12 protein-coding genes and 1 rRNA gene are annotated in these 14,119 nt (G+C 35.6%); 5 read left to right on the forward strand and 8 right to left on the reverse strand.

Annotated elements, in window-relative coordinates:
- Positions 1-96: ribosomal RNA gene (rrf, locus tag Q0983_RS16180) — 5S ribosomal RNA — on the forward strand; the annotation flags it as partial.
- Between the two features lie 143 nt (positions 97-239).
- Positions 240-755 carry a hypothetical protein gene (locus tag Q0983_RS16185; RefSeq protein ID WP_299555727.1) on the forward strand — a complete coding sequence of 172 codons (516 nt, stop codon included), beginning with the start codon at positions 240-242 and terminating at the stop codon, positions 753-755.
- Here Q0983_RS16185 and Q0983_RS16190 read toward each other — a convergent pair.
- The 8 genes from Q0983_RS16190 to trmD form a co-directional block, all read right to left on the reverse strand.
- A complete protein-coding gene (locus Q0983_RS16190) occupies positions 736-978 on the reverse strand; it encodes a DUF6095 family protein (RefSeq protein WP_299555729.1) in 243 nt (80 codons plus the stop codon). The genes Q0983_RS16185 and Q0983_RS16190 overlap by 20 nt on opposite strands.
- The gene (gene murQ, locus Q0983_RS16195; protein WP_299555731.1) at positions 965-1,783 is read right to left on the reverse strand and encodes an N-acetylmuramic acid 6-phosphate etherase; all 819 of its coding nucleotides are present in this window, start codon (positions 1,781-1,783) and stop codon (positions 965-967) included. Before murQ ends, Q0983_RS16190 begins: the two co-directional genes overlap by 14 nt.
- Before the next feature lie 19 nt (positions 1,784-1,802).
- Positions 1,803-2,612 carry a DUF4249 domain-containing protein gene (locus Q0983_RS16200; RefSeq protein ID WP_299555733.1) on the reverse strand — a complete coding sequence of 270 codons (810 nt, stop codon included), beginning with the start codon at positions 2,610-2,612 and terminating at the stop codon, positions 1,803-1,805.
- A gap of 3 nt (positions 2,613-2,615) precedes the next feature.
- Entirely contained in the window at positions 2,616-4,991 is a 2,376-nt protein-coding gene (locus Q0983_RS16205) for a TonB-dependent receptor (RefSeq protein ID WP_299555735.1), read from the reverse strand.
- A gap of 82 nt (positions 4,992-5,073) precedes the next feature.
- Positions 5,074-7,281, reverse strand: coding sequence for an NADP-dependent isocitrate dehydrogenase (locus Q0983_RS16210; RefSeq protein WP_299555737.1), 2,208 nt, complete (start codon positions 7,279-7,281; stop codon positions 5,074-5,076).
- Between the two features lie 865 nt (positions 7,282-8,146).
- On the reverse strand, positions 8,147-8,497 hold the full coding sequence (rplS, locus tag Q0983_RS16215) for a 50S ribosomal protein L19 (protein ID WP_299555739.1): 351 nt from the start codon (positions 8,495-8,497) through the stop codon (positions 8,147-8,149).
- Positions 8,498-8,656: 159 nt separating this feature from the next.
- The gene (locus Q0983_RS16220) at positions 8,657-8,989 is read right to left on the reverse strand and encodes a hypothetical protein (RefSeq protein WP_299555741.1); all 333 of its coding nucleotides are present in this window, start codon (positions 8,987-8,989) and stop codon (positions 8,657-8,659) included.
- A 10-nt stretch (positions 8,990-8,999) separates the two neighbouring features.
- A complete protein-coding gene (trmD, locus tag Q0983_RS16225) occupies positions 9,000-9,677 on the reverse strand; it encodes a tRNA (guanosine(37)-N1)-methyltransferase TrmD (RefSeq protein ID WP_299555743.1) in 678 nt (225 codons plus the stop codon).
- Positions 9,678-9,889: 212 nt separating this feature from the next.
- Here trmD and Q0983_RS16230 point away from each other — a divergent pair, with 212 nt between their 5' ends.
- Genes Q0983_RS16230 through Q0983_RS16240 form a run of 3 tightly spaced genes read left to right on the forward strand, consistent with a single transcriptional unit; the run spans position 9,890 to position 14,117 of the window.
- Positions 9,890-11,833, forward strand: a complete 1,944-nt coding sequence (locus Q0983_RS16230; protein ID WP_299555745.1) for a peptidylprolyl isomerase — start codon at positions 9,890-9,892, stop codon at positions 11,831-11,833.
- Positions 11,834-11,842: 9 nt separating this feature from the next.
- Positions 11,843-12,694 (forward strand): peptidyl-prolyl cis-trans isomerase, encoded by an 852-nt coding sequence (locus tag Q0983_RS16235; protein WP_299555747.1) that lies wholly within the window; start codon positions 11,843-11,845, stop codon positions 12,692-12,694.
- Entirely contained in the window at positions 12,678-14,117 is a 1,440-nt protein-coding gene (locus tag Q0983_RS16240; protein ID WP_366141018.1) for a peptidylprolyl isomerase, read from the forward strand. Before Q0983_RS16235 ends, Q0983_RS16240 begins: the two co-directional genes overlap by 17 nt.
- Positions 14,118-14,119: the final 2 nt, after the last annotated feature.

Below are 14,119 nucleotides of genomic sequence, written 5' to 3' on the forward strand. Positions count from 1 at the left end.
AGCGATGGGGCTCACCTCTTACCATTCCGAACAGAGAAGTTAAGCCCATTAGCGCCGATGGTACTGCATCAGTGGGAGAGTAGGTCGTTGCCTTTTTTGGTACTGAAACAAGTTCAGTATTTATTAAAACCCTTCATAGAAATATGAAGGGTTTTTTGTTTTTGCCATGTAAGGAAAGCGTTTTGTTAAGACTAAATCTAAAATTTTTAAATTCAAATTATTTAGTTAATTTAGTTTGCATGGATATAATCATCGAATCTACGCTTAAAACCCTTAGAAAATCTAGATACTTATTAGAGCAACTTTCCGACGAAGCATTATGCAATGCTTCCATTTCACCATATTATTCCAGTATTGGCTCCCATATAAGGCATATTTTGGATTTTTACGATTGTATTTTCAATATTAATTCTGACAATGTTGTCGATTTAACAGCCAGAAGCAGAAACAGGGAAGTAGAATCTAAATGTTGTACTGCGCTATCTTATTTAGATGTTGTAGAAGGCAAATTAAGATCAAATGCATTTGAAATGTCAAAAACGGTTAGTGTCATTGACGATTTAGGTATGGGGAAAATTGAAATGCAATACACGGTGGCATCGCTTTTTTCGCAGGCTAATAGCCATACCATTCACCATTATGCCATCATTAATTATATACTGGAAGGGTTGAATATTACTTTTGAAGACAGCGATTTTGGTTATAATCCAACGACTCCAAAAGCACTCTTGAAAATTAAGAAGCTTTCTTTTTAAACATACTGTCTAAAATGGTATTAATGCCTTTAAATGCCAAATATACCGCAAGCCCACATATTACTATCGCTATAACCAGGAGAATGGAGTCTATAGGTGCTTTTATTTTGGTTTGAGAAATATAGATAAGTGTTGGGCCAATAAACATACACGCTAAAGACACCCCCATTATTTTAAGGCCTTTTACAAGAACTTCTTTATTTGTTCTTTTAGTTTCCGTCATTGTAGTTTTTAATGGCTAACCGCACACTTCCGTATTTATCCAATAACTTTTGAGCTTCCGCTTCAGTAATATGCAATTCATTCATGATCATTTTGGTTCCTCTGTCAACCAGTTTGTTATTACTTAGTTGCATATCAACCATTTTATTGCCTTTGATATGGCCTAACTGTATCATAGTTGTAGTGGTAATCATATTAAGCACCAGTTTTTGAGCTGTCCCGGCCTTCATTCTGGAACTTCCGGTAACAAATTCCGGACCTACAATAACCTCAATAGGAAATTGGGCTGTTTGCGATAGCGGACTGTTATGATTGCAGGTAATACAACCGGTTATGATATTGTTTTTGTTGCATTGCTCTAAAGCACCAATTACGTATGGTGTAGTACCGGAAGCGGCAATGCCAACCACAACGTCTTTATCAGAAATTTTATGGGCTTTTAAATCTTCCCAACCTTGTGTTGTTGAGTCTTCGGCAAATTCTACGGATTTTCTAATGGCAGAATCACCTCCTGCAATCAGGCCGATAACCAAATTATGGGAAACACCAAAAGTAGGCGGGCACTCCGATGCATCAACAATGCCCAGGCGTCCGCTTGTACCGGCGCCAATGTAGAATAACCTACCACCGGATTTTAATTTATTAACTATTTGATTTACAAGGACTTCAATTTCAGGAAGTACCTTTTCAACAGCCCAAGGAACGGTTTTGTCCTCTTTATTTATGTTGAAAAGTAACTCGCCGACACTCATCTTTTCAAGATGATTATAATACGAATCCTGCTCGGTAGTTTTTGTGAAACTCATGTTTCAAAAATACGTTATTTTATTGGACTGTATAATTAAAAACATCGGTTTCAGAGACTCTGAAATAGCCCAATGGAAAATTATCCGGATTGGTTTGATTTACACAATTGCCACGAACGGTAGCGGGTTGGGTCTCAAAAGGATCACCGGATTCATCATCAGTTTGTTGCAACAAAATAAACAGATATTGATAATGGAGTTGGGAAATTCCGGATATTTTTATTGTTAAGTCATCAAAAGGTTCTAAATCTTCGTCGGAATAAAACCCAAAAATTTGATTTCCGTTGTTGAACTCATCATCATAAACTTCTAAAGTAGGCACATTTTCCTCTAACGAAAACTCGAATAAATAATAGTTCTCGTCTTCAGGATCCGTATAATAGGCTTTTATTTCAATATCATCACCTGAAAATCCGCCGTTATTATTTTGTTCAACATAATCTATTGATGATACCGGCTTTAGAGTCTCTACGGCAGTATATACTTCATCATTGTAAGTAATGTCAAGTGTGTAAACACCATCTATTTCCGGAATAAATGTACTGTTTGTATAAATACCTGATGTTCCCTGCTCTGTAAAAACAAAAACATTATCATGCAAATCTCTGACATTAACTAATGCGCCTGTTGCCGGAGGGACCTCTTCATCAAAATACGGAGCTGTTAAGGATAACTTAATGTCCTGTTCGTTGCCTTGAGTCCCTTTTATCCAGGATAGTGAAGCATCTATTACCAACCTGGGTTCAGCCGTTTTTAAATCTACGTCAATAACATCTTCGCAGGAAAAGATCAGTAAGCCAAACAGGATGATGTAAATAAACTTTTTCACAAATTAGAACTTAAAATTATACGATATTGATGGTGCTATTCCAAAGATAGCTAATCTGGTAGCTTCGTTTACTCCGGTATCATAATTTTCACCAAAAGTGATGGATGCTGCATTTTTACGATTGTAAACATTATAGATGCTCAATACCCAATGGCTTTTCCATTTTTTTTCTCTTTTCTGCTTTGGGGTATAGGTCAGTGCAAGATCTAATCTGTTATAAGAAGGTAATCTGTCTTCATTTCTCAACCCAAAATTTGGAATGTTGATACCGTTATATTCGTATTGGCTGTTAGGAAATGTAACAGGTTGTCCTGTCTGAAAAATAAAGTTGGCATTTAGTTTAAACTTCTCATTCCAGTTGTAGTTAGTGGTTAATGAAATGTCATGGGTTTTGTCAAAGGGCGTTTTGTACCAGGCGCCATTATTTATTCCTGTTTCAACAGGCGTTCTGCCCTTTGTTTGTTGTTCGGATTTTGAAAGTGTATAAGCTAACCAGCCTTTAAATTTTCCTTCGTTTTTTCTCAGAAGGAATTCCAAACCGTAAGCACGGGCTTTTCCATTTAAAATAACCTGTTCAATAGCATTATTCGCTATCAAATCGGCACCGTCAATATAATCTATCCTGTTTTCTATGGTTTTGTAAAAACTTTCAACTTCTAAAGAATACAGGTTGTTTTTAAAATTCTTAAAGTATCCAACGGCAAATTGATGTAAGGATTGAGGTTTAACGTATTTTCCACTTGGTGTCCAGATATCTAAAGGCGTAGGGGCGTTGGTATTTGATAATAGGTGCAGGTATTGATTCATTCTGTTATAACTGGCTTTTACAGAACTGTTAGAGCCCGTTTGATACGCTAAAGAAAACCTGGGTTCAAAATTGAAAAAGCTCGCAATAACATCGCTTCGTTTATAAGATTCCGTATCAATGGGAGGAGCCATCATATAAATGTTAAAGTCTTCATTATAAATCACCGCTTCATCGTTTTCATAAACATTCAGTTCATCTTGTCCCAGCCTTAAAAAGGAGCTCAATCTCAAGCCATATGAAACCGATAATTTGTCAGAAACCTTATGTTCAGCGTCCACATAAAGGGCATTTTCAAACGCATATTTATCGGTTAATTTAAAGGGGTTTATTCCGGAGGTTGCCGTGGTAGGCCTTATATCTCCGGGATTAAATTTATAATACACACTGTTTAAACCGTATTGCAGTTTTAGCTTATCTGTTAAATAATGTTTGAAGTCGTATTTTAAGTTAAAATTTTGGATTCCGGATACCCAATCAAACTCCACAAAACTCAGTTTTAAATCGTAATAATAATCGGAATAAATTAATGATAGATTAGAGAACAGTTTATCAGAAAACAGATGATTCCACCTGAAATTCAAAACCGAATTTCCGTAACTATTTTCAAAAGTATCTTCAATTCTAAAGACGTCTCTCCCGAAATATCCCGATAGATAAATGTTGTTTTTTGAATTTATTTTATAGCTTAATTTGGTATTTAAATCGTAGAAATAGGCAATGTTATTAATGTCGAAAAGTGGTAAAAATAGGTGGGCATAAGTGGATCTTCCACCAAAAAGGAAAGAACCTTTGTCTTTTTTTAACGGCCCTTCGGCCAATAATCTGCTGGAAACAAGGCCAATGCCACCATTCATGTGAAACGCTTTACTGTTCCCTTCTTTTTGATAAATGTCCAGTACCGAAGACACACGTCCGCCATAACGAGCCGGAATGCCCCCTTTGTACAAACGAAGGTCTTTTATAGCATCGGGATTAAATACCGAAAAGAGTCCGAATAAATGCGACGAGTTATAAATAGTAGCTTCATCCAAAAGAATTAGATTTTGATCTGCCGAGCCACCCCTTACATTAAATCCGGAAGCACCTTCACCAACCGTGGTAACACCCGGCAAAAGGGTGATAGCTTTTACAATATCCGATTCGCCAAGCACTACAGGGATTTCTTTTATGGTGGCAGAGGTTAACTTATTAACGCTCATTTGAGGTTTTTTAATACTAAGTCTCTCTATGTTTTCCGTGATAACAACTTCGTCCAAACTTTCTAAAGCATTAACCAGACTGAAGTTTTTGCCAATGTTGTTTGTTAATTCAATGGTTTCGGTTTTTGTAGCATACCCTAAATAGCTGATAACAACAGTATAGGTTCCTTTTGGCAAAGTAATGGAGTAAAAGCCGTATTCGTTGGTGGTGGTTCCTGTTTGGGTTTCGGGAAAAATGATATTAACACCAATAAGGGTTTCGTTACTTTTTTCTTCAGTAATAACACCGCTTAATGTAACTTTTTCCTGGGCAATACCTTTAGTGAAAACACAAAGAAATATGATGAGAGAACAGAACCAAAGGTTTTGCATGCAAAAACAATTTTTTATAAAAATATAAAAAAAGCCCCTAAGACAGGAGCTTTTAACAAGTTGTTAGGCTTTTTGTTTAACATTATACGTTATTCAATACTTTGCCTAATATTTTATTGAATGTTTTGTTTGGTCTCATTACTGAGCTGGCCAATGCTTCATTAGGCATGTAGTAGCCTTCAATATCGATTGGTTTACCTTGAATGTCATTTAATTCCTTTACAATAGCTTCTTCGTTAGCGGCTAATTCTAATGCGATAGGTTTAAATTCGTCTCTAAGTTCAGCGTCCACATTTTGATTTGCTAATTCTTGTGCCCAATACATGGCTAAATAGAAATGACTTCCTCTGTTATCTAATTCTCCGGCTTTTCTTGAAGGGCTTTTTTTGTTATCCAAGAGTTTCATTGTAGCATTATCTAATGCTTCACTTAAAACTTTAGCTTTTAGGTTGTTGTTAACTTCAGCATAATGCTCTAAAGAAACGGATAATGCTAAAAATTCACCTAAAGAATCCCAACGTAAATGATTTTCGGCTAATACTTGTTGCACGTGTTTTGGTGCAGAACCACCTGCCCCCGTTTCAAATAATCCACCACCATTCATTAAAGGTACTATGGATAACATTTTAGCAGAAGTCCCTAATTCCAAAATTGGGAATAAATCTGTTAGGTAATCACGTAATACATTACCTGTTACAGAAATAGTGTCCAGGTTTACTTTTACTCTATCCAATGTGTATAAAGTAGCTTTGATTGGAGATTTAATATAAATTTCTAATCCCGATGTGTCGTGATTTGGTAAATAAGTATTTACTTTTTTAATAAGTTCAACATCATGAGCTCTGTTTTCATCTAACCAGAATACAGCAGGCCAACCAGTTGCTCTGGCTCTGTCAACCGCTAGTTTAACCCAATTTTGAATTGGGGCATCTTTGGTTTGACACATTCTAAAAATGTCGCCCGCTTCAACTTCTTGCGATAAAAGCACATTGCCGTTTGTATCTATAACTTCAACGGTTCCAGCTTCATCTAATTGGAAAGTTTTATCATGAGACCCATATTCCTCGGCCTTTTGAGCCATTAGTCCCACGTTAGGAGTTGTTCCCATTTTTACCGGATCAAAAGCACCATGTTCTTTACAGAAATCTATGGTTGCCTGGAATACACCGGCATAAGATCTGTCTGGAATTAAAGCCTTGGTATCTTGTTGTTGTCCCTCTGCATTCCACATTTGTCCTCCTGTACGAATCATAGCAGGCATTGAGGCATCTACAATAACATCAGAAGGTACATGTAGATTTGTAATTCCATTGTCAGAGTCTACCATGGCAACAGCTGGCGCATCTTCATAAACAGCTTTAATAGCAGCTTTTACTTCTTCTTCTTTAGCATGACCTTCTATTTTGTCATAAACATCTCCAATACCATTGGTAGCAGTAACACCTAATTCATCAAATAGTTCCGCGTATTTTTCAAATACATCTTTGTAGAAAACTTCAACAACAGCTCCAAAAATAATCGGGTCAGAAACCTTCATCATGGTAGCTTTCATATGTAATGATAACAATACGCCATTCGCTTTGGCATCAGCAATTTCTTTTGCGGCATATTCCTTAAGAGTACTAATGCTCATTACAGAAGTATCAATAATTTCTCCGGCTAACAAAGGAGCATATCCCTTTAGCTCTTTACCGTTGAAAGTAATTTTAAAGTCTGTAGCTTCAGCTAGGGTGATAGATTTTTCTGATCCATAAAAGTCATTTGCTTCCATAGAAGCCACGTGAGTTTTAGAATCCTCTTCCCATTTCCCCATTTTATGAGGATTCTTTTTGGCGTAATGGGAAACAGCTTTAGGTGCACGTCTATCGGAGTTCCCTTCCCTTAAAACAGGGTTTACCGCACTACCTTTAACTTTATCGTATCGAGACTTAATGTCTTTTTGTTCATCGTTTTTTGGTTCACTTGGATAATCTGGTACCGCAAAACCTTTAGATTGCAACTCTTCAATAGCTTCTTCTATCTGAGGAACAGAAGCACTAATATTGGGTAATTTAATGATGTTTGCTTCAGGTTTTTTTACCAGTTCGCCAAGTAGGGCTAAATCATCAGGAACACGTTGATCTTCATTTAAGTAATCTGGAAATACAGCTAGTATTCTTGCTGCTAAGGAGATGTCTTTAGTTTCAACATCAATTCCAGCAGACTCAACAAAAGATTCAACAATTGGTAAAAAAGAACGTGTTGCTAAAGCAGGAGCTTCGTCTGTTTTGGTATAAATAATTTTAGACATTAGTGTCGCTTTTTTTGAATTATTATGATGCTAAAAACCCGTAAAAAATAGAAGATTCGTTTTTAGCGATGCGAATATACAAAAATAGACATTTATAACTGTTTAAATGTTAAATGAAAACTAACAAAATAGTTAAATTTATTAGAATTTTAAAAAAGTGGTTAACCAATACGAATTTGACAAAAAACCGACCGAGAAGTTATAAAAAAACAAAAGCCATATCACTGCAGAACTTAATCTCCTTTGATATGGCTTTCTTTGAAATCACATTACTGCAATCTATTCAGTATTGCTACCAAATCGGTTTAAATTTTCATCAAACCTTTTCAATTTCAGTCTTGTCATTTCAAGTGAAACATTTTTCCTGTAATTTTCAAAATGTATTGACATATTACTAAAATGTTTCAGTTAATTGTTTTTTTTGATGCTATTAACCTCACCTTTCGTTTGCACGTTGGGTTTGTTTAAAAGCATTGCTCTTATTTACAGCGTTCACTTTCGCTCCCGTTGCTTTTTCAAGCTTTCGGCTTTACCAGTTGCCACCTACTTACGTATGTGGGACTTTTTAAAGCTTCATGGTTCTTCAGTTTTCCACGCATACACCTGGCACTTCAAAACCTCAAAAAACAATTAAAAATAAAGAACGTTACCTTATTTGAAATAACATTAATTCATCTTAAAATGAAAACAACGCCCTAAGACCTGTTGTTATTTCTTTTGCTAATATAGAACCAGATTTCAAAAAAACAAATTTTTCAAGCTATTAGATATCAACCATTTATAAACCATACTTATTAACAATTTGTTAATAAAAAAGCCCTGATATAAAATCAAGGCTTTCATTGTTTTAGTGTTTAAGGTACTACTAGTGTCTGCTTTCTTTAATTCTGGCTTTTTTACCGGTAAGACCTCTGAAGTAATAAATACGTGCTCTACGAACTTTACCACGTTTATTAACTTCTATTTTTTGTAATGCAGGTAAATTAATAGGGAAAATACGCTCTACCCCAATGGAACCTGACATTTTTCTAATAGTAAACGTTTCAGAACTTCCTGATCCTCTGCGTTGTATTACAACACCTTTGAAAAACTGGGTTCTTGTTTTGTTTCCTTCTTTAATTTCGTAATAAACAGTAATGGTGTCACCGGCGCTAAACTCCGGTATGTCTTTTCTTGTTACAAATTCGTCTTGTACAAATTTTACTAAAGATTCCATCTTTTTAAATTTAATAATGGTTAATTCGAAACAACATACACGATTCTCGCCAGAGGTTAACCCGAAATTGGCTGCAAAGATACATAAAAACTAATAAGTTGAAAGTAATAAGTTAAAAGTTTTTTGTCTTTAATTCATCCCAAAGATGGACTATTATAATTAAGACTTTATATGTTGTCTTGCTAACCGGGCAGAAAGCATTATCAATCCTATGGCAAAGATTAATACCGACAAGCCACTCAAAAGAGAAATCGTTCCCTGTATTTTTAAGAGGCCTTCGGGGTCCTTAGATAAAATGGGTAGAATTGTGCCTAAAGCGGCCATCACAATCTTTAGAATAGACCCGAACAGCATTAAATAGGTAGCGGTACTTTTGATTTTTATAATTAAAATAATACTGGCAACAAGCATTATTAAAAGTGCTAAAAATGATAAGGTTGTACCTATATAAAAGGAAATCATAAAATCGTTTGCAGCTGAAAAGGTATCCATAAGTGTGTTTTTAGTCTTCTAATAAATCCGGCCTACGTTCTTTAGTTCGCTGATACGCCTGTTCTTCACGCCATTTTTCAATATCGGGAAAATTACCGCTAAACAATACTTCGGGTACTTCCCAGCCATTGTAATCTCTTGGACGCGTATAAATAGGTGGTGCTAATAAATTATCCTGGAACGAATCGGTCAGGGCAGAGGTTTCATTGCCTAAAACTCCGGGGATTAATCGTATGACCGCATCACAAAGTACGGCAGCACCTAATTCGCCACCGGACAGCACGTAATCACCGATAGATATTTCACGCGTTATAAAATGATCTCGTACACGCTGATCCACACCTTTATAATGGCCGCAAAGGATAATAATGTTTTCTTTAAGCGACAGTTGATTGGCAATACCCTGGTTTAAAGTCTCGCCATCTGGTGTCATATATATAATATCGTCATAATGATGTTCTGCCTTTAGTTTACTGATGCATTTGTCAATAGGCTCTATCATCATTACCATTCCGGCCCCACCACCAAACTGGTAATCGTCAACACTTTTATAATTGTCGCTAGTATAATCTCTTAGATTATGTAAATGGACTTCCACCAGATTAGCTTCAATAGCTCGTTTTAAAATAGAGGCTTCAAACGGACTTTTAAGTAATTCAGGTAACACCGTTATAATATCTATACGCATGAGTCTTCTTTATGGAGCAAAGATAATTTAATTGTTGGGTTTATTAAGAAGCAAATTATTAATGTAAAATCAAACTTAAAAAGAAACTCTTCCGATATACAATTTTAATCTAAAAAATCAGTTAAAGAACTAATGTTTAATGCTTTGTTAAACCACTTGCATTATAGCTATATATTAGTATTTTTGTAGCCATCTGAATAATTTTTTACTCCATGTCAAGAAGATTTTTATTTACCTTTTTAGCACTACATTTTATAACTACGGCTTATACCCAAACCTCACAGGATGAGGTGCTTTTTTCGGTAGCCGATGAACCGGTTTATGTTTCAGAATTTTTAAGGGTTTATAACAAGAATTTGGATCTGGTTCAGGACGAATCTCAAAGGGACATTGATCAATATTTAAAACTCTTTACATCGTACAAATTAAAGTTAAAGGAAGCCAGAAGCCTGGGCTTGCATGAAAAGCTATCTTATAAGAGGGAACTTGAAAACTATAAAAAGCAATTGGCTAAAGGTTTTATGAAAGATACTAAAGTTACCGATGCTTTAATAGAAGAGGCTTATGAACGGGTTTCATATGATGTAAAGGCAAACCACATACTAATAAAAATACCTCAAAATGCAAACCCGAGGGATACTTTAGTGGCCTATAACAAGTTACTTAAATTACGGGAAAGAGCTTTAAACGAAGGTTTTGATAAGGTCAGAAAAGAAGTTCATGACGGCAAAACTGTTTTTGGTGAAGCACTTGGATATTTCTCAGGGTTTAAAATGGTTTATAAATTTGAATCGGCCGCTTTCAATACGCCGGTAGGAACCATTTCACAACCGTTTAGAACACGTTTTGGCTACCATATAGTTAACGTTCTGGATAAAAGAAAATCAAGGGGGGAGCGCACCGTGGCCCATATTATGGTGATGGAAAAGAAGGATGATACACTTACTAAACCAGAAGTTAGAATACAGGAGATCTATAGTAAACTGCAACAAGGTGAAACATTTGAAGATTTAGCTAAACAATTTTCCGATGATAAAAGTTCTGCTTCAAAAGGGGGGCAATTGGCACCGTTTTCCAGTGGTCAGTTAAGAGCGGAAAAATTTGAAGAAACAGCTTTTAATTTAGAGAATAAGGGAGATGTGTCAGAACCGTTCAGGTCGGCTTATGGCTGGCACATTGTTAAGCTAATCGATAAAAAATTAATCCCTCCGTTTAAAGACATGAAAGGGGAATTAGAGGTCAAAGTCAAACGTGACGACCGTTCAAAATTAATAGATGAAGCCTTGTATACATCACTAAAAAAACAATATAATGTGAATAACAATCGGCAAGCGCTGGATTATTTTTCATCTATTTTAAATGATAATTACTTCAAAAGAAGCTGGAAATTACCTGAAGACTTTAAAGCTGCTGAACCGCTGGTAAAAATTGGAAGCAAACAGCTCACATATCAGGATTTTGGAAATTACCTGCTTGAAAAACAAAAAGGAAGAATTTATAAAAAGCCTTTAAAAGCGTTTACGTTTGGAATGTATGAGGACTTTTTAAATGATAACTTAGTACAGTACAAAGAAGCTAATTTGGAAAACGAAAATGAGGAGTACGCGCATATTTTGGATGAATACAGAGATGGATTGTTGTTGTTTGACCTTATGGAAAATACCATTTGGAATGCCTCTAAAACGGATTCTGTGGACATTGTAAACTATTATGAGCATAATAAAAGTAAGTATGTTGTTCCCGAACAAATTGATGCTGTTGTGGCCTCATCTTCCAGGCAAAAAACACTTAAAAAGGTTGCCAAACTTCTGGAACAGGGTTTGGAGTTAGATAAAATTAAAAAACTAATAAACAGTAATAATAAGATCGAGGTCATTTTTACCTCGGAACTTATGGATGCTACCAATAAAGCGCTTCCAAAATCGATTCCATTTAAAAAAGGCATTTCCAAAATTTACAAACATAATGGCGGTTTTGTGGTGGTTCAGGTAAAAGACGTTTCACCGGAAACCCAAAAGACTTTTGAAGAAGCTAAAGGCCATGTTATTAGTGATTATCAAACGTATAAAGAAGAAAATTGGGTAAACACTTTAAGAGAAAAATACAAGGTAGTGGTGAATCAGGAAGCCCTAAAAAAGGTGAAATCTCAAATTTAAAAGTATTAGGTGCGTATAAAATTAATCATACTGGTTTTGTTTGTAACACTGGTGTCATGTGATTTTTTCAAAAGGCAGGACGAACAAACCGCTGTTGCCAGAGTCAATGAGTCATATTTATACTATGACGATATTAAAGATTTGGTGAATGATGAAACCAGCGTGGAAGATAGTACGCTTATTGTCCAGAATTTTATTAACAGATGGGCTACGCAACAACTGTTTATGGATGGTGCCAAGCTTAATTTAAGCGAATCTGAGCAGGAAACCTTTAATAAGTTAGTTAATCAATATAAAAATGATCTGTATACTAAAGCCTATATTGAAGCTTTAGTAAAACGAAGTATAGATACCCTTGTTGACACCGATGAAGCCCAGGTATATTACGACAATAATAAAGAAGTTTTCAAACTAAACGAAGAACTCATAAAGTTCAGATATATTCATGTTGATGAAAATATTATTGATTACGATAAGATAAAAGAAAAGTTTGAACGCTTTGAGGCTCAGGATAAAAAGGAATTAGACTCTATTTCGCTTCAATTCAATTCCTATTCATTAAACGATTCCATTTGGATCAGATTAAGCCAGGTTATTGAAAAAATTCCGGTAGTAACCCCTGAAAATAAAAACGAACTGTTAAAAAAATCTAATTTTGTGCAACTCAAAGATTCATTAGGAGTATATTTGATGCAAATTAATGATGTATTGCTGAGGAATAATACAGCACCGCTTGAATACGTTAAGCCTACCATAGATCAAATAGTTATCAATAAAAGAAAGCTAGAGCTTATTAGGCAATTAGAAAAAGATATTATTAAAGATGCTATTAAAAACAAACAATTTGAGATTTATAAATAATATAGGATCCGCTTGTGTTCTATTTGCTTGCTTGCTGGCAATAAACGTTTTATCTGCCCAGGAAATTATTGAAGATAAGCCGAAAGAAGAAAAACCGGCTGAAAAAAAAGATAGTACTTCAACTACCTATAAAGCTGTTAAGGTAGATGGTGTGGCAGCGGTAGTTGGAGATTACATTATTTTAGAATCGGATATTCCAAAAGAAAGAGAACAAATTGCTGCTGCAGGTGGTAATATAGAAGGGGTAAAAGACTGTGAGTTAATGGGGTCCATGTTAGAAAAAAAACTCTACGCCCATCATGCCATTCAGGATAGTATTCAGGTGTCTGATGCTGAAATCCGCGGCCAGGTAGATTATCAAATTCAACAATTCTTACAGTACTTTAACGGTTCCATGGAAAGACTTTTAGAGTATTATAAAAAAGATGATGAGCAAAGTTTCAGGGATGAAATGTTTGAGATAAATAAAAGCAACCAGTTAGCCTCTAAAATGCAGGCAAAAATTGTTGAAGAAGTGGAGATCACCCCTGAAGAAGTGCGTGAGTATTTCAATAAGATCCCGGTAGACAAACGGCCTGTTTTCGGAACTGAATTAAAAGTGGCTCAAATTGTTGCAGAGCCTAAAGTTACGGAAGAAGAAGAGCAAAGAATTATAGACCGGTTAAATGGCTTTAGGGAAGATGTCATGGAAAGAGGTGCCAGTTTCAGATCTAAAGCCGTGCTTTATGGCCAGGATCCGGGATTGAAGGATGCGGGTTATAAATATATCTTAGACAGAAAAAAACCAAGAATGGTTAAAGAATTCAGACAGGCAGCTTTTGCTTTGCAAGAAGGTGAAGTGTCCGAACCATTCAAAACAGATTTTGGCTATCATATAGTATATTGTCAAAAGATCAGGGGGCAGCAATATGATGTAAGCCATATTCTGTTAAGGCCAAAGGTTTCTGACCAGGCCATTAAAGAGGCCAAAGAAAGGCTGGAAAAAATAAGGCAACGTATTGTTGACGGTGATATTTCTTTTGCAGATGCAGCTAAAGAGGCCAGTGACGAAAGGGAAACTAAAAATGATGGTGGGCAATTAATAAATCCCGAAACTCAGGATTATAATTTTGAATTGACAAGAATGGATACGGGGCTGTATGCACAGATCCAAAATTTAAAAGATAATGAAGTGAGTCTGGTGATGAAAGATGAGGACAATCGCGGTAACGTAAAATATAAGATCTTAATGGTCTCGGATAGGATAGATGAGCATCAGGCCGACTATGCCAGGGATTTCCTGAAAATAAAAGAATTGGCCCTTAAAGAAAAGCAGTTAAACGCCATCGAGAAATGGCAATCTGAAAAAATAATGGATACTTATATAAAGATTAGTGGAAAATATAGGGATTGTGATTTTTCTAGTAACTGGTTAAAAAAATAGCA

Source organism: Seonamhaeicola sp. (assembly GCF_028281565.1).
Taxonomy (GTDB): domain Bacteria; phylum Bacteroidota; class Bacteroidia; order Flavobacteriales; family Flavobacteriaceae; genus Seonamhaeicola.